This window comes from Embleya australiensis (assembly GCF_051903075.1).
Lineage (GTDB): Bacteria > Actinomycetota > Actinomycetes > Streptomycetales > Streptomycetaceae > Embleya.
The window spans coordinates 1800491-1817898 of record NZ_CP182423.1; the positions used below are offsets into that span (position 1 = coordinate 1800491).

Here is a 17408-nt window from a genome sequence, read left to right on the forward strand (position 1 = left end):
GCGTCGGGGCCACTCTCGGGAGTCCACATGTCCACCGCGTCCGAACTGCACGTGGTCCTCGGCGCCGGCGGTGCCGTCGGCGCCACACTCGTCGACGAACTGCACGCTCGCGGCCGGCGGATCCGGGCCGTCAACCGCAGCGGCGGGCTCACCGTGCCCGAAGGCGTCGAGGTGGTGCGCGGCGATGTCACCACGCCGGACGGCGCGACCGCCGCGTGCACCGGGGCCGCGGTGGTCTACCACTGCGCGGCGCCGGCCTATACGGCCTGGGTGAGCGAGTTCCCGCCGCTGACCGACGCGATCCGCCGGGGCGCGGCGGCGGCCGGGGCCAAGCTGGTGTTCGCCGACAACCTCTACATGTACGGGCCGGTGAGCGGCGCGATGACGGAGGACATGCCCTACGCCGCGGAGAACCCCAAGGGGCGGGTGCGGGCCACGATGGCACGGTCGTTGCTGGCCGCGCACGAGGCCGGCGAACTGCGGGTGGCGATCGGGCGGGCCTCCGACTACTTCGGGCCGCGCGGGGTGAACAGCACGGTGGGCGACACGGTGTTCGGCGCCGCGGTGCGGGGCAAGGTGGTGCGGTGGGTGGGCTCGTTGGACCAGCCGCACTCGCTCAGCTACCTGCCCGACTTCGCCAAGGGCCTGGCGGTGCTCGGCGAGGACGCCAGGGCCGACGGCCGGGCCTGGCACGTACCCACGGCCGAGCCGCTGACGGGCAAACAGTTCCTCGACCTGCTGTTCGCGGAACTGGGCCGCCCCGGCAAGTCCGCAGCGGTGAGCCACACCGCCCAGCGCCTACTGGGCCTGGTGAACCCGACGGTGCGCGCCCTGGGCGAAACCTGGTACCAACGCGACCGCCCCTTCGTCGTCGACTCCACCAGCTTCACCGACACCTTCGGCGATCTCCCCCCAACCCCCCACACGACGGCGATCGCCGAAACCCTGTCCTGGTTCCGCAAAGCGACCGCCTGAGCCCACGACCCGCCCCTGCCCCGATCCCGCCTCACGGGGGCGTGAGTGCGGGTCGGTGTGGGGTTACCAGGAGCCGGAAGTGGGCTATCGAGTGGCGGTCAAATGGGCAAAGACGACGACGTTCGCGGCATAGCCGGTGCGCTTGTCGTAGTGGCCGCCGCAGGTGATCACGCGTAGTTCGGCGGCGTCGGTGGCGCCGTAGACGACGTCGTCCGGGAAGGCGTCCTTCGGGAAGGACCGGACGGCGTCGATGCTGAACACCGCCGTCTTGCGGTCCCGGCGCTGGACCTCGATCCGGTCGCCGACACGCAGCAGGCCGAGCTTGAAGAACACGGCCGGGCCGGAGCGGGTGTCCGCGTGGCCGACGGTGACGGCGTTGCCGCGAGCCCCCGGCGCGACCCCGTCGCGATACCAGCCGACCAGGTTCCTGTTGCTCACCGGCGGGGTGGCCAGTCGGCGGTCCGGGCCGGTGCCGAGCGTGCCCATCGGCGCGTTCACGCCGATCGCCGGGATCCGCATCCTGACCGGCACCGACTCGGGCAGCGGTGCGGCGTCCACCCGGCGCGGCCCGTCGGCGGGCACCCGGGCGTGCGGGACGGCGGCCACGTCCGCGACGGGAGCCGGCGGCCGTTCGACGCCGCCGTCCCCCGAACCGTGGTGGACCAACCACAGTCCGGCGATCAGCGCCAGCGCGGTCGCTCCGGCCGCCAGCGGGCCGGAGCGACGGGTACGGTGCGCCGACCGTGTGTCAGGACGTGCCATCGCCCGTGGCCCGGCGACGACGGACGAGGTGGATCCCGAAGCCGGCGAGGGCGGCACCGGCCACCACCGCGCCGACGGTCACCTCGCCCGCGTCGAACGTCGAGGCACCGCCGCCGCCACCGGCGTTGACGCTGCCGGCCGGACGTCCGCCGGTGCTGCCGGCCGTGGTGACGCCGCCGGTCGTCCCGGGAGGACAGTCGACCTTGAAGACCTTCTGCTTGCCCGTCCCGTTCTCGCCCGCGAAGGTCCACACGAGCTTGTACTGGCCGTTGGGCAGGGTGAGGGTCCCGGTGTGTCCGGTGCCGTCGGTGAGGGTGATGGATCCCCCGAGGACGGGGCCGTCGGCCTTGGGCGGCTGCGCGGCGATCGTGTAGGTGACCTGCTGCACGGTGTCGAAGTTGAACGCCGCCAGATTGAACAGGCAGACCTTGGTCTCGTCCCGCTGGTCGGTCGGCGGGGTGGTGCTCGAGTGCACCTTGACGTCACCGTTGTCCCCCGGCGCCAGGGGCAACGCGTACGCCGGGCCGGCGCCGGCGAACACGGCGGCGCCCAGCGCGATCGCCGCGACGGTCGGCCGCCGGAGACGGGTGGTCGAACTGCGTAGGGATGGCATCACGATGGGCACTCCACGATGAGGGCGAACGACTTAGGTCGCATCACCTGAAAATGGGACATTCAGACCGTGCAGTCCTCACCCACCCCTCCCACGCCGACACGCCCCACCAGGCCCCGTTTTCACCCAAATAACCCACCCCCAGAGCCCCCCCGGACCCAACCGCAACCGACCGAAGCCAGGCAAAGCCCAAACGGAACCAAGCGCGGCCGATCCGGCCAGGACCGGGCCGGGCGGGGCCGAGCGGAGGCCGAACGGAGCCGGGCGGGGGCCAGGTGGGGCCGAATGGAACCAGGCAACCGCCGGGCGAGGCCGAGCCGGACCCGGCGGGCTGGGCGGGCCGGGCGGGGACGGGGAAAGGTCCGGCGGGGTGGGTGTGACCTGGGTGGGAGCGGTGACCGGGCTTCTGGTGGGGGCGGGGTCGAGTTGCCGGCGGAGTTGGGGTTTGTTCAATTTGTCCGCATTTGCCCGTTTGACATTGATTCCGGGCAGGCGTACTCCGAGACTATGTGCGCGCAACCCGCGGAGTGGTCGCTGCACCGGACGGGACGAGGGAGGCGCCGATGAGCGGAAGCGGTCACGGGGCCCATACCGGACCCCTCCCCCTGCCCGTGATCCGGAGCGGCGCCGATCGTAACGACCACGTCGACGGGATTCTGGCCGACTGCTCCAATTGCCTGGACGCGGCGGTGCGGGCCACCGGGGCCTACGCCGGGGTGGTCTATCTGCGCTCGCCCGACCGCCGCTCGCTGGTCCTCGCCAAGGTCGCGGGCCTGGCCGTGTCCCTGCTCGGCCCGTGGAGCCGGGTCCCGGTCACGGGCGCGCTGCCCGCGCCGGAGGCGTACCGCACCGGCCGCATCGTGTTCCTGGCCGACGACGGCGACACCATGCGGCGCTTCCCGCAGCTGGCGCTCGGCATGCCGTACGCCTACGCGTCCGCCTCGGCCCCCGTCCGCGGCCGCGGCAACGGCAACGGCGGCGAGACGTTCGGCGTGGTCGCGCTGATGTGGCCCGCCTCCCCCGGGCGCGGGCTGCCGGCCGCCCGAAGGCGCCGCCTGCGCGCGGCGGCCAAACGGCTCGGCAACGCCCTGAGCGCCCGCAGCGGTCCCGGCACCGACATCGCCTACGACGGTCCGCCGACCGTGACCCTGCTGCCCACCGACACCTTCCCGCTGATCCGGGTGGGCCTGTTCGACTGGAACGTGAACACCGGCGACTTCGACGCCGACGAGGAACTGTGCGAGTTGTTCGGCATCGCCCCGGCCGACTTCGACCGCCGCGCGGCCACGCTGGCCGCCCGGGTGGTCTCCGGTGGCGGGCGCGAGTTCCGCGAGGCCGCGCATCGGGCTGTGGAGACCGGTCGGGTACTGGCCTGGCGCCTCCAGGTGGCCGGCCCCGACGGCACGCGCCGGCCGCTGGAGGTGTGGGGGCGCATCCCCGAGGACGAGACCGGCGGCCGGGCCCGGCACCTGGTCGGCGCCGTCCTGGACCTCGGCACCGGGGCCGCCGCCGCGGAGGCCGTGGAGCGGCTGCGCGACGGCGTCTTCTCGCTCGACGGCGAGGGCCGGGTCACCTACGCCAGCCGCAATCTGGCCGACCTGCTCGGGGTGCGCCTGGAGGACGTGCTCGGCCGCGCCCCGTGGGACGCGCTGCCGTGGCTCGCCGACCCCGCGTACGAGGACCGCTACCGGGCCGCGATGCTCTCCCAGCAACCCGGCTCGTTCCTGGCCCGCACCCCGCGCGACCGCTGGCTGGCGTTCTCGCTCTACCCCGACCCGTACGGCCTGACCGGCAAGGTGGTCCCGGTCGCCCCGCCGCCCGGCGCGAGCGACGCGGCGGACGGCGCCGAGGCCGCCCGCCCGACCGGAGCGCCGGAGGCCGAGGCCGCCCCGCCCCGGCTCGGCGCGATCTACCACGTGCTCCAGATGGCCGGCGCGCTCACCGAGGCGGTATCCGTCGGCGAGGTGTGCGAGGTGGTCGCCGACCAGATCCTGCCCGCGTTCGGCGGCCGGGAGCTGGCCATCTACGTGGTCCGTGACAAACGTTTCTTCCTGGCCCTCGAAAGCGGCTACCCCGAGGGGTTCCTGGACCGCTTCGAGGGCGTCGCGCTGGACGCGGCGCTGCCCGGTGTGGAGGCGCTGACCCGGGGTGTACCGATCTTCTTCGAGTCAGCGGAGGAGCTGACCGCGGCGTATCCCGGGATCCCGCTGGACGAGATGTCCGCGTGGGCCTTCCTGCCGCTGATCGCCTCCGACCGGGCGGTCGGCAGCTGCATCCTCGGCTTCGACCGGCGGCACACGTTCACCCCCGAGGAGCGCTCGGTGCTCACCGCGCTGAGCGGCCTGATCGCCCAGGCCCTGGAGCGGGCCCGGCTCTACGACGCGGAATTCGCCCTCGCCCGGGGCCTGCAACACGCGCTGCTCCCGCATCGGCTGCCGACGCTGCCGAACCTGGAGGTGGTGGCCCGCTACCTGCCCGGCACCCAGGGCATGGAGATCGGCGGCGACTGGTACGACGTGATCGACACCGGCCGCGCGGTCGGCCTGGTGATCGGCGACGTCGAGGGGCACAGCGTGGCCGCGGCCGGCACGATGGGCCAACTGCGGAGCGCGGTACGGGCGTTCGCCACCGGGGGGCAGCGACCCGACGAGGTGGTGAGCTGTACCAATCGGCTGCTCGCCGATCTGGATCCCGGCCTGTTCGCCAGCTGCTGCTATATCGAACTGGACCCGGCGAGCGGGCGGGCCGAGGCGGTCCGGGCGGGACATCCGCCGCCGCTGCTGCGCGGTGCCGACGGCCGTACCCGGGTGGTCGAACTGCCCGGCGGCCCGCTGCTCGGGGTGGACCGGGCCGCCGAATATCCGGTGACCCGAATGGCCCTGGAGCCCGGCTCGGTCCTGGCGCTGTACACCGACGGCCTCGTCGAGGAGGTCGGCGTGGACCTGGACCGGGGCATCGACCGCATGCGCGCCTCCCTCTCACACGCCGCCGACGCCAGCCTCTCCGACGTGGCCGACCGCATGTTGCGCGACGCGGGCCGACTGACCGAGCGGGCGGACGACGTGGCCGTTCTGCTGACCCGCCGACTGCGACCGATCCCGGGCATGGGGTCCGCCCCGGCCACGGGCCCCCTCCCGAACCCCGGTCCCGCCCCCGGCACGGGACCCGTCGCCGATCTGCGCTGAGCGGCAAACGCGCGACCATGGAATGAGGAGGACAGGAGGGCTTGATGGGCACACCGCACACCGCCGGTGCCGACGACGCCGGCGACGCCTCTTCCGCCGTGCCCTGGGGCGCGGACCGGGCACTCCTCGACCATCTGCTCAACCGGGCCCCGATCGGCATGGCGGTGGTCGATCGCGACCTGCGCTGCGTGTGGATCAACGACCAGCTCGAGGAGCGCGGCGGCATCCCGCGCGAGAAACGCCTGGGCCGGCGGCTCAGCGAGATGCTGCCCGGGCTCCCGGCGGAGCACATCGAGGCGCGGATGCGCGAGGTCCTGGCGACCGGGGTGCCGCTGATCGACCACGAGTACCAGGGCCGCACCGCCGGCGATCCGGAGCACGTGCACGCCTACTCGACCTCGTTCTTCCGCCTGGAGGATAGCGAAGGGCGCGCGGCCGGGGTCTGCTACCTCGTCATCGACGTCACCGACCGATGGCGGGCCCGGCAACGGCTGGCCCTGCTGAGCGACATCGGCGCCCGGATCGGCACCACCCTGGACGTCGCGCGCACCGCCCAGGAGCTGGCCGACGTCGCCGTCCCCGACCTGGCCGACTTCGTCGCGGTGGACCTGCTCGAACCGGTGCTCGGCGGCGTCGAGCCCGAGCCCGGCCCGGTCCGCCGGGCCAACCCCGACCTGATCCGGGTCGGCCAGCGCTCGGTGCGCGAGGGCCGGCACGGCGGCGTGGACGACGACCTCGTCGAGTCGATCGCCCGGATCGGCGAACGCGCCCCGGTGGCCCGCAACTCCCCCGGCGCCCGCTGCCTGGTCGACGGCAAGGCCGTACTCGAACCGCTCCTGGATCCGGACCTGCTGCCGTGGCTCGCCGAGGACCGCGTCTCCACCGACCGCACCCGCCGGGTGGGCCTGCACTCGATGATGGTCGTACCGATCCGGGCCCGCGGCACGATCCTCGGCGTGACGCACTTCTTCCGCCGCGACACCCCCGACCCGTTCGAGAGCGACGACCTGATCCTGGCCGAGGAGTTCGTCTCCCGCGCCGCGGTGTGCATCGACAACGCGCGCCGCTTCACCCACGAACACGCCGCCGCGCTGGCCCTACAGCGCAGCCTGCTCCCGCACGGACTGCCCCGGCAGACCGCGGTCGAGGTGGCCAGCCGCTATCTGCCCGCCGACGACCGGGCCGGGGTCGGCGGCGACTGGTTCGACGTGATCCCGCTGTCCGGCGCGCGCGTCGCGCTCGTGGTCGGCGACGTGGCCGGGCACGGCATGCACGCGGCGGCGACCATGGGCCGGCTGCGCGCGTCCGTCCACACCCTGGCCGACCTGGACATGTCCCCCGACGAACTGCTCGCCCACCTGGACGACCTGGTCATCCGGTTCGTCGACGAGGAGGGCACCGGCGAGGGCGGCGTGGACACCACCGCGCTGGGCGCGAGCTGCCTCTACGCGGTCTACGACCCGGTGAGCCGGCTGTGCACGATGGCCCGTGCCGGGCATCCGCCGCCCGCGCTGGTCCACCCCGACGGCACGGTGGAGTTCCCGGACCTGCCCGCCGGGCCGCCGCTCGGGCTGGGCGGACTGCCGTTCGAGGCGACCGAACTGGAACTGCCCGAGGGCAGCCTGCTCGTGCTCTACACCGACGGCCTGGTCGAGGGGCGCGATCGTGACGTCGAGTCCGGGATGGACCGGCTGCGCGCATCGCTGGCCGACCCCGACCGGCCGCTGGACGAGTTGTGCCGGTCGGTGCTCGGCATCCTGCCGCAGAACCCGCCGCAGGACGACGTGGCGCTGCTGATCGCGCGCACCCGCAAGCTGGACTCCTCGAAGGTGGTGTCCTGGGACCTCCCGGCCGACCCCGCCTTCGTCGCCGAGGCCCGCACCCTGGCGGGCCGGCAGCTCGCCGAATGGGGGCTGGACGAGATCGCCTTCACCACCGAACTGGTGGTCAGCGAACTGGTCACCAACGCCATCCGATACGCCTCCGGGCCGATCCGGCTGCGGCTGATCCGCGACGCCACGCTGATCTGCGAGGTGTCCGACGCGACCAGCACCACACCCCGGTTGCGGCACGCGCGGACCACCGACGAGGGCGGACGCGGGTTGTTCCTGGTCGCCCAGTTCACCCAGCGCTGGGGCACCCGCTACACCACCGACGGCAAGACGATCTGGGCGGAACTGCTGCTGTCCGGAGCTGAGTGAGCACGCGGCTGCGCGCGGCCGTTTTTCGACCCCTCGCCACGCGGCCCGGATCGGGTGCCTGCGGCCGTCCCCGGCCCGTGTCGGCGGCCCCTGATAGCGTTCCCGGATGCCAGGAACCACCCCCCGGGACGCCGACCACGGGTCGGGCCATCGTGGGCGCAACTCCACGGCCGACCGCGCCCTCGACATCCTGCTGCTGTTCCGCGACGACCGGCTCGCGCTGACCGCGTCGCAGGTCGCGGGGCATCTGGGGGTGGCCCGGTCCACCGCGTACCGCTATCTGCAGAGCCTGACCGCCAACGGGTTCCTGGAGGAGAACGACGGCGGTGTCGGCTTTCGGCTCGGGCCGCGGGTGCTCGACCTGGCCCGGCTGGCGCGCAAAGGGGTCGGGCTGTCCGAACTGGCCCGCCCGGTGATGCGCGAACTGGCGCTCGCGGTCGGCCAGCCGGTGCTGCTCACCCGGCGCACCGGCGATTCGGTGGTGTGTCTGGAGCGCGAGGAGGCGCTGCACACGTTGCGCCTGTCCTACGAGCGCGGCCAGGTGTTCCCGGTCAACGCCGGCGCCGCCGCGCTGACCCTGCTGGCGTGGGCGCCCGAGGCCGACATCGAACGGGTACTGGCCCGCCCGCTGCCGCGCTTCACCGACGCGACCATCACCCACCCGGACGAACTGCGGGTACGCCTGGCCGGGATCCGGGCCCGGGGCTACGCGGTGGCCCGCGGCGAGTTCGACCCGGACCTGCTCGGCATCGGCGCCCCCGTACATCGCGAGGACGGCGCGATCGTCGCGGCGGTCAGCATCGCCGCGCTGTCCCACCGCATCCCCGACGAGCAGGTGCCGCACTATGTCACGGCGGTCCGCGCGTCGGCGGCGGAACTGTCCGCGCGGGTGAGCCGGATGGGGTTGTAGCGGGGCGGGTCGCCTCGGTGTGCCGCGCTCGGTCAGTCGGGGGCGCAGTGGGTGGTCGGCACGGGTGTGCGCGGGTCGATGAGATAGCGGTCGGTGACCGCCGCCACGCAGCGGTTCTTGTCGTAGCCCATGTGCCCCCAGCCGGCCGCGGTGACCAGGGTCGCGCCGCGGATCCGTCGCGCCGCGTGTACGGCCCAGGACAGCGGCGTCTGCGGGTCGTGCCGGTTGTTGACCAGGAGGATCGGTGCGCTGCCGGCCACGCGGTAGGGGTGTGGCGGGTTGGTCACGGGGGTGGGTCGGCCCAGGCAGTACGTCATCGCTTTCCAGGCCTGGATGTTGCGGCGCATGTGCGGTGCGAGCGCCTTCGACCGCCGGTCCACGGCGGCGAGCGCGTCGGGGTCGGGGACGTCCAGGCTCCAGTCGGAGCAGAGCACGGCCTGCGAGGTGCGGGCGTCGAGGTCGGGGACGTACGGCGGGGGCGGTGCGGGCAGCGGCGGGGCGGCGTCCATGCCCGCGAGCAGGTCGGCGACCCGGTTCCGGGCGACGGCGAGCGTCTCGGCGGGATCGTGTTTCAGGTACGACATCAGGAACTGCACGCCCGACAGCAGGTTGTCCGGCCCGAGGCCGTGCGTCGGGTCGCCGGGCACGTACAGGGTGCCGGCCTGCGCGCGGGCGTAGAGCCGTTCGAACAGGGCCTCGACGTCGCGGCCGTGCAGCGAGCAATCGGTGCTGCCCGCGCACCACTTCACGAATTCGGTGAAGGAGTCCTCGGCGGTGGCGGCCTCGGATTCCAGGAATTCGGCGCCGTCGATCGAGTGGTCCATGTTGCTGTCGGCCACCAGGGCGCGGAAGCGGTGCGGGAAGAGTTCGGCGTACTGCTGCGCCATCAGCGTGCCGTAGGACACGCCCCAGAAGCTGAGACGCGCGTCGCCGAGCGCGGCCCGCAGCGCGTCGATGTCGCGGACCACGGCGAGCGTGTCGAGGTGGTCGTACAGCGGGCCGGTGCCGACCCGGCAGCCGTTCGCCAGTCGGCGGTTGTCGGCGGCGAACGCGGCGAATCCGGCCGCGGTGGTGGGGTCGGCGGTGGGCCGGGGGCCGGCCTGCGGGCAGTCGAGCGGGGCGCTGCGGCCCCAGCCGCGCGGATCGAAGCCGACCCGGTCGAACCGGGCGTCGATCTCCGCCGAGAAGAAGTTTTTGTACGTGCCGACCACGTCGTCGACGCCGAGCGAGCCGGGGCCGCCGTAGTTCAGCACGAGGGAGCCGATGCGGCGGGTGGGGTCGGTCGCCTTGCGTCGGGCCACGGCCATCTCGAAGGTCGCGCCGCGCGGTTTGCTCCAGTCGACGGGCAGGGTGAGTGTGCCGCAGTCGGCGGTGGGGTCCTGGGGGCACGGCTGCCAGGCGATCGGGGGGGTCGGGGCGGCGAGGTCGGCCCGTGCGGGGCGTGCGGGGTCAGCGAGGTCTGCGGGGCGGGCGGAGGGCGCGGCGGCGGCGAGCACGGCGACGCTCACGCCGACGAGGATCGTCGCGAGCGCTGTCGAGCCGCGTGCGCGCCCGCGCGGTGGGTGCGGTGGGTACCGAAATCGTGGCCTGCGTGGCGAGTTCGTCCTCATGCGGACGCTCGCGAGGATCGTGGTCGCATGCCGCGAGACTAGGGCGTGTCTTCAATCTCCCGTCGGGCTCCGCGGCGTCCGGTGCCGTGCATCGGCGTGCCGGAGAAGCAGGTGCATAGTGGTTCTATTCGCCTGTTTCTCCGGGGCGGCCAGGTGCGGTGCCGGGCGTCGTGGAGCTCGGCGGGAGATTGAAGACACGCCCTGGGGGATCGTTCGGCTTGTACGTCGTGCGTGGGCAGTAGGCCGCAGGTGTCGGTGGTGGTTGCGGGTCCGCCCCGGGGTGGAGCCGGTGTCTCCTACCCGGCGGCGGGGGTGGGGCGGGTTCGGGCGTCGATCAGGGCCAGCGCGTCGGCGACCGAGCCGGCCGGGTCGGGGAGCGGGTACAGGACGCCGCGCACGGTGCGGGTGTCGTCGAGGAGCAGGGTGAGCCGCTTGAGGCGGTCGACGCCCGCGGCTCGGAAGGTGGGCAGGCGTAGCGCTGCGGCCAGTTCGAGGTCGGCGTCGGACAGGAGCGGGAACGGGATGTTCGCGTGCGCGGCGAACGCGGCCAATTGGTCGGGGCGTTGGGTGCTGACACCGAGCACGGTGGCGCCGCGGGCGGCGAATTCGGTGAGGCGGTCGCGGTAGGTGGCGGATTCCAGGGTGCAGCCGGGGGCGCCGGGGATCTGGTCCCAGCCGGGGGGATGCCCCTGGACGCCGGGGGCGTAGGCGCCGGGGAAGCAGTACAGGACCGTCCACGGGGTGTCGGCGATCGGGTCGACGCGCTCGGCGCTGGCGGGGGCTGTGGCGCTGACCTCGGACGCGGCGGCGGGGCGGAGGGTGAGCGCGGGCAGTTTGGTGCCGACCAGGGCGTGCGCCTGGCGGGCCTCGGCCGAGTCGGCCTCGCCGGTGGCGGTCAGCGTGCCGTCGCCGAGCACGAACCGCGTGCCCCAGTTCTGTAGGGCGACCAGGACTGGGAGCAGGCCGCGCCCGGCGTCGGTGAGGTGGTACTCGTAGCGCGGCGGGTGCGGGTGATAGAGCCGCTTCTCCAACACGCCGTGTTCGACCAGGGCCTTGAGCCGCTGGGCCAGCACCTTGCGGCTGATCCCGACCTGTTCGTGGAGCGCGCCGAACTGGTGTACGCCCGCCGCCACATCGCGCACGAGCAGCAGGGTCCACCAGTCGCCGACGACGCCGAGCGCCTGGGTGATGGCGCAGTCGGCGTCCGCCAGATCGGTATATCGCATGTCACCTCGTCTTGCCTGCGTCGATGCGCTCACTATAGTGAGTTTCCATTGGTTACTCACTTGATGGCTGCGGGGCACGGGGGTGCGGATGTCGGGCAACGTGGATGCGACGGGGTTGGCGGGGGCGGCGCCGGGCGCGGCGGGCGGTTTGGGCGGCAGTTCAGGTGGCGGGGCGGCCGGCGGTTCGGGCGCGGTGAGCGGCGTGGCGCCGGTCGGTTCGGGTCGTGGGAGTGGGCCGGTCGGTGGGGGTGGTGCGTTCTGGCGCTACTGGGCCGCGCTGACGATCAGCCACGCCGGGGACGCGGTCACCGCCGTCGCCCTGCCGCTGATCGCGCTTCGCGGCCTGCACGCGACGAGTCTCCAGGTCAGTTTGATCACCGCCGCGCAGTACACCGCTTGGATCCTGATCGGGCTGCCCGCCGGGGTGATCGTGCAGCGCCTGCCGCTGCGCGGGACCCAGGTCGCGATGGACGTGGTGCGCGCGGTCGCGATCGCCTCCGTCCCGATCGCCTGGGCGCTGGACGTACTGGGCCTGTGGCAGTTGGTGGTGGTCGCGTTCGTGATCGGCCTGGCGAGTGTGGTGTTCGACGTGGGCAACTCGACGCTGCTGCCGTCGATCGTGAGCAAGGAGGAGTTGACGTCCCGCAACAGCCTCACCTCCGGCTCGGTCGCCGCCACCCAGCTCGGCGGCCCGTCGCTCGCCGGCGTACTGGTGCAACTGTGCGGCGCGGCAAGCGGTTTGCTCGTGGACGCGGTCAGCTACCTGCTCTCCGCGGTGCTGCTGCGCACGCTGCCCCGCCCGGCCCGGCAGGCACCCTCGGATGGCGGCCCCTCGTTGCGGACGCGGATGGCCGAGGGCCTGCGCTACGTGCGCCGGCATCCGGCGATCCGGCCGTGCGTCACGGCGGTGACGGCCGTGAACTTCGTCTGCGGGGCGTTGATGGCGCTCGTCCCGGCCCTGCTCGTGCGCACGTTGCACGCACCGACCGCGCTGGTGGGCGTACTGATCGCGACCGAGGGCCTCGGCAGCCTGATCGGCGCCGCGCTGACCACGCGCCTGGTCGCCCGCTTCGGCAGCGCCCGGACGCTGATCGGGGCCGGGCTGCTGACGCCCGTCGCGGTCGGCTGCATGCCGTTCGCCGGCCACGGGCTCGGACTGCTCGTCTTCGCCGCGGCCAACGCCGCGTTCGGCGCCGCGGTCGTAATGATGAGCATCATCACCCGCACCCACCGGCAGACCGTGACCCCGCCGGAGTTGCTGCCTCGGGTGATGGCCACGGTCCGCTTCGTATCCTGGGGCGCGATCCCGTTCGGGGCGCTGACCGCAGGGCTGGCCGCCACATGGCTGGGCAATCGGGGCGCGCTGGGCACGATGTTCGGTGTCGCGCTGCTGACTCCGGTGGTGCTGGGCGCGGGCCCGATCCGGCGGATGCGCGACCTGGTCTGAACCGGGCGCCGGAAATCCGGATGACCGCAGGCGAGTTCGTGATCTACGGTGGGCGCATGGATGTCACGTTCAAGCGAATCGGTGCGCGACGCCACGCGTTCGGCACCCGACCGCGGAGCGCCCATCCGACGTCGAACCGGGAGCCGTGGAAGGGCCGTTGGCCCGATCGCTCCGGGTCGCCTCGCGGCTGAGCCGCGTTCTGCGCCGTTGCGCGTGGTCGTGTCGACGCATTGACGCGTTGTTGCGTTGTCGCGTCATCGCACGGCTGCACCTTCGCGCTGTTGCGCTGGTGTAGGTAGTTGCGTCGTCGTGTCGTTGCGTCGTCGTGTCGTGACCGGAAACGGTCCCGGCCGTAGGTAATAGGTGGGTCGGCGACCGTCGACCCACCCGCCGACGCGCGGCCGTATCGCCGCCGCCCCCCGAGCCGACCCAAAGGCCGCCGCCGCGCGCCGAGTCCCGATCCGTTCCGGCTCCGCCCGTCGCACGCCGATCCCCCACCGATCCGCCGATGCCGCGCCGTCGCGCCGCAGCGGTTCGGCGTACCGTCATGCCGCCCTCCTTCGGCCTGCCCGGTGTCGTCGAACCCTGCGCGCGCGGTGCGCCCATGGGTCGATGGGGTGTGCTCGGTCGCAACTCGACCGGCCCCGGCGGCCGTTCGCCATCCATCCCCGGTGTGCTCACCGGTGCTCTCCGCTGCCCCGTGCGTGGTGTGCGAACACCCGTACGGAGTCGACGGATCGCCGTGTGCTGCCCGGATTTCGGCACCACCCGTTGCACCCCTTCGTATGAGACATAAGAGAGGGCTTCAGGCCGTCATGACCAGAACCGCACGCCACCTCGACCTCGCCACCGTCCGCAACATCGGGATCATGGCCCACATCGACGCGGGCAAGACCACCACCACCGAGCGGATCCTGTTCTACACGGGCGTCTCGTACAAGATCGGCGAGGTGCACGACGGCGCGGCGACCACCGACTGGATGCCCCAGGAGCGCGATCGCGGCATCACCATCACCTCCGCCGCGATCTCCTGCGACTGGACGCTCGACGGCGTCGCACACCGGATCAACCTCATCGACACGCCGGGACACGTCGACTTCACCATCGAGGTCGAACGTTGCCTGCGTGTCCTCGACGGCGCGGTCACCGTGTTCGACGGCGTCGCGGGCGTCGAGCCGCAGTCCGAAACGGTGTGGCGCCAGGCCGACCGCTACCGCGTACCCCGAATCTGCTTCGTCAACAAACTCGACCGCACCGGTGCCGAGTTCCATCGCTGCGTCGAGATGATCGGCGAACGACTGGGCGCGGTGGCCATGGTCGTACAGGTGCCGATCGGCGCCGAAGCGGACTTTCGCGGGGTGGTCGACCTGGTCCGGATGCGTGCCCTGGTCTGGTCCGCGGACACCGGACTCGGCGAGGCGTACGACGACGTCGAGATCCCGGCCGCATACCTCGCGGACGCCCGCCGATGGCGCGAACGGCTCCTCGAGACGGTCGCCGAGCACGACGACGCGATGATGGAGGCGTACCTGGCGGGCACCGAACCCACCGAGGCACAACTGCACGCCGCGATCCGGCGGATCACCATCGCCTCCGGTCGCGGCGACGGTCCCACCGTCACGCCGGTCTTGTGCGGAACCGCCTTCCGGAACAAGGGGGTTCAGCCGCTGCTCGACGCCGTGGCGCGCTACCTGCCGTCGCCCCTGGACGTGGGGGCGATCCAGGGCCACGCGGTCGGCGCGCCCGAGACGGCCGTCGTACGCACACCGTCACCCGAACAGCCGCTCGCGGCACTGGCGTTCAAGATCGCAAGTGATCCGCATCTGGGCAGGCTGACGTTCCTGCGGCTGTACTCCGGCAGCCTGACCGCCGGCGACCAGGTGCAGAACTCGATCAAGGGCCGCACCGAACGTGTGGGCAAGATCTACCGCATGCACGCCGACAAGCGAGAGGAGATCGCCGCCGTGGGCGCGGGCGACATCGTCGCGGTGATGGGGCTGCGCCGGACCACCACCGGCGAAACCCTGTGCGATCCGGCGCACCCGGTGGTGCTGGAGTCGATGGACTTCCCGGTCCCGGTGATCGAGGTGGCCATCGAACCCGCGTCCCGGGCCGACCAGGAGCGGCTGGGCGTCGCGATCCAACGACTGGCCGAGGAGGACCCGTCCTTCCGGGTCAAGACCGACCGGGAGAGCGGGCAGACCATCGTCTCCGGCATGGGCGAACTGCACCTGGAGGTACTGGTCGACCGTATGCGGCTGGAGTTCGACGTGGCCGCCTCGGTGGGTCGACCGCGCGTCGCCTACCGCGAAACGGTGAGCGCGCCGGTGCCCGGGCACGACTACACGTACCGCAAACAAAACGGCGGCAAGGGCCAGTTCGCCAAGGTCCGCATCGCCATCGAACCACTGGAGGGAGACGGCTACGAGTTCGTCGACAAGGTCGTCGGCGGCCGCGTCCCGAAGGAGTTCATCCCCTCGGTGGACGCCGGCTGCCGAGCGGCGATGGAACTCGGGGTCCTCGCGGGCTACCCGCTCACCGGCCTGCGGGTAACCCTGCTCGACGGCGCGTTCCACGAGATCGACTCATCCGAAACGGCCTTCCGCATCGCCGGCTCACTGGCCTTCAGGGAGGCCGCGCGACTGGCCCGCCCAACCCTGCTCGAACCGGTGATGGCGGTGGAGGTGACCACACCCGAGGACCACTTGGGCGACGTCATCGGCAACCTCAACGCCAGACGCGGCCAGGTCGAGTCCCTGACCGACCGCTCCGGCGCAAAGGTGATCACCGCACTGGTCCCACTCGCCGAAATGTTCGGCTACGTAGGCGACCTACGCAGCCGAACCTCCGGCCGAGCAAGCTACACAATGGAATTCCACTCCTACACAAGGGTCCCACCCCACCTGACCCCCGAAATCCCCACGGGAACGACCACGGCCTAACCCACAGCCCAAAGCCAACGGAGGCCCGATAACAAAGGAGGAAAGCCCCCACTCCGCCGCCACCCGGGACCCCGCCCCGGGTGGCGGGCGGGGCACGGGCCTGGGGTGGGTCACCGCCGGCCCGGGGGCGCTTCCGGCATGCGCTGCGCTCGCGGTCGCGGGCAGCTGGTGCAGGGCCTGTCCGAGTCGGCGATGTACCGCCGCCGGCGAGCGGAACTCCAAGACCCGGGGTTCCCGACGAGACGGGCGCATTGCTCGGCGAAACCCGGCCGGCAACGGGGGCGGGGAGGGCGCTCGGGTCGAGTCCTCCGGCCGGGCCTTCCCGAGTGGGCCGGGCGTTCTCGGCACACGTCCCGCCTTGGGCTGCGGGGTGACCGGTCCGGGACTGGTCAGAGTCGATGGTGGGCCGCCGCCGGCGTGCGGGGCTCCAAGACTCGAAGTTCCCGACGAGGCGAGTGCATTGGTCGGCGAAAACCGGCCGGCAGCGGGAGCAGGAGGACGCTCGGGTCGAGTCCTCCAGCCGACCTTTCCGAGTGGGTCGGGTGTTCTCGGCGGGCGTTGCGCTTGTGGTTGCGGGTGGCTGGTGCGGGGCTGGTCGGAGTCGATGGTGGGCCGCCGCCGGCGTGCGGGGCTCCAAGACCCGAAGCTCCCAACGAGACGGGCACGTTACTCACCGAAACCCGGCCGGCAGCAGGGGCGGGGAGGGCGCTCGGGTCAAGTCCTCCAGCCGACCTTCCCGAGTGGGCCGGGCGTTCCCGGCACGCGTCGCGCCTTGGGCTGCGGGTGGGTGGTGCGGGGCTGGTCAGAGTCGATGGTGCGCCGCCGCCAGCGTGCGGGGCTCCAAGACCCGAAGCTCCCGACGAGACGAGTGCATTGCTCACCGAAACCCGGCCGGCAGCAGCGGCGGGGAGAGCGCTCGGGTCAAGTCCTCCAGCCGACCTTCCCGAGTGGGCCGGGCGTTCCCGGCACGCGTCGCGCCTTGGGCTGCGGGTGGGTGGTGCGGGGCTGGTCAGAGTCGATGGTGCGCCGCCGCCAGCGTGCAGGGCTCCAAGACCCGAAGCTCCCGACGAGACGAGTGCATTGGTCGGCGAAAACCGGCCGGCAGCGGGAGCAGGAGGGCGCTCGGGTCGAGTCCTCCAGCCGGCCTTCCCGAGTGGGCTGGGCGTTCCCGGCACGCGCTGCGCCTTGGGCTGCGGGATGACCGGTCCGGGGCTGGTCAGAGTCGATCCTGTGCCGCCGCCAGGGTGCGGGACTCCGAGACTCGAAGCTCCCGACGAGACGGGGGCGTTGCTCACCGAAAACCGGCCGGCAGCAGGGCGAGGGGTGGTCGGGTCGAGTCCTCCGACCGATCTCCCGAGTGGGGCGGCTGTTTCCGGCAAGCGGTGGCATGCGGGTGATGAAGGTTCACGAACCGGATCGAGTGAATTGCCGAAGCCTCAGTCCGAAGGAAAACCGCAGGTCAGCGCAGACGGGTGCCGTTTCGGGTGCCTCGGGAACCGGTTTCGGCTCCCACTGGGCACTTTCGGCCTCCTCGATG

The 17408-nt window shown here is 72.6% G+C and carries 10 protein-coding genes; 6 read left to right on the forward strand and 4 right to left on the reverse strand.

What is annotated here, in order from left to right:
- Nucleotides 1-27: 27 nt before the first annotated feature.
- Nucleotides 28-975, forward strand: coding sequence for an NAD-dependent epimerase/dehydratase family protein (locus tag ACMXN5_RS38180; RefSeq protein ID WP_439679496.1), 948 nt, complete (start codon nt 28-30; stop codon nt 973-975).
- 84 nt (nt 976-1059) lie between these two features.
- On the opposite strand, the gene ACMXN5_RS38185 is transcribed toward ACMXN5_RS38180, so the two are convergent.
- Entirely contained in the window at nt 1060-1737 is a 678-nt protein-coding gene (locus ACMXN5_RS38185) for a class F sortase (protein ID WP_439679497.1), read from the reverse strand.
- Nucleotides 1724-2350 (reverse strand): hypothetical protein, encoded by a 627-nt coding sequence (locus tag ACMXN5_RS38190; RefSeq protein ID WP_439681363.1) that lies wholly within the window; start codon nt 2348-2350, stop codon nt 1724-1726. The genes ACMXN5_RS38185 and ACMXN5_RS38190 overlap by 14 nt, the downstream gene beginning before the upstream one ends.
- A gap of 563 nt (nt 2351-2913) precedes the next feature.
- Between ACMXN5_RS38190 and ACMXN5_RS38195 the strand changes: the two genes are divergently transcribed.
- The 3 genes from ACMXN5_RS38195 to ACMXN5_RS38205 all read left to right on the forward strand — a co-directional run bounded on the left by ACMXN5_RS38195 (nt 2914) and on the right by ACMXN5_RS38205 (nt 8646).
- The gene (locus tag ACMXN5_RS38195) at nt 2914-5535 is read left to right on the forward strand and encodes a SpoIIE family protein phosphatase (protein WP_439679498.1); all 2622 of its coding nucleotides are present in this window, start codon (nt 2914-2916) and stop codon (nt 5533-5535) included.
- A gap of 44 nt (nt 5536-5579) precedes the next feature.
- The gene (locus ACMXN5_RS38200) at nt 5580-7736 is read left to right on the forward strand and encodes a SpoIIE family protein phosphatase (protein ID WP_439679499.1); all 2157 of its coding nucleotides are present in this window, start codon (nt 5580-5582) and stop codon (nt 7734-7736) included.
- 106 nt (nt 7737-7842) lie between these two features.
- A complete protein-coding gene (locus tag ACMXN5_RS38205; protein ID WP_395799413.1) occupies nt 7843-8646 on the forward strand; it encodes an IclR family transcriptional regulator in 804 nt (267 codons plus the stop codon).
- Nucleotides 8647-8678: 32 nt separating this feature from the next.
- On the opposite strand, the gene ACMXN5_RS38210 is transcribed toward ACMXN5_RS38205, so the two are convergent.
- Both ACMXN5_RS38210 and ACMXN5_RS38215 read right to left on the reverse strand, forming a co-directional pair.
- Complete coding sequence (locus ACMXN5_RS38210) at nt 8679-10154, reverse strand: alpha/beta hydrolase (protein WP_439679500.1); 1476 nt, start codon at nt 10152-10154, stop codon at nt 8679-8681.
- A gap of 398 nt (nt 10155-10552) precedes the next feature.
- Nucleotides 10553-11482, reverse strand: a complete 930-nt coding sequence (locus ACMXN5_RS38215) for a winged helix-turn-helix transcriptional regulator (protein WP_439679501.1) — start codon at nt 11480-11482, stop codon at nt 10553-10555.
- Between the two features lie 88 nt (nt 11483-11570).
- Here ACMXN5_RS38215 and ACMXN5_RS38220 point away from each other — a divergent pair, with 88 nt between their 5' ends.
- A complete protein-coding gene (locus ACMXN5_RS38220; RefSeq protein ID WP_439679502.1) occupies nt 11571-12929 on the forward strand; it encodes an MFS transporter in 1359 nt (452 codons plus the stop codon).
- 815 nt (nt 12930-13744) lie between these two features.
- On the forward strand, nt 13745-15871 hold the full coding sequence (gene fusA, locus ACMXN5_RS38225) for an elongation factor G (RefSeq protein ID WP_439679503.1): 2127 nt from the start codon (nt 13745-13747) through the stop codon (nt 15869-15871).
- Nucleotides 15872-17408 lie beyond the last annotated feature (1537 nt).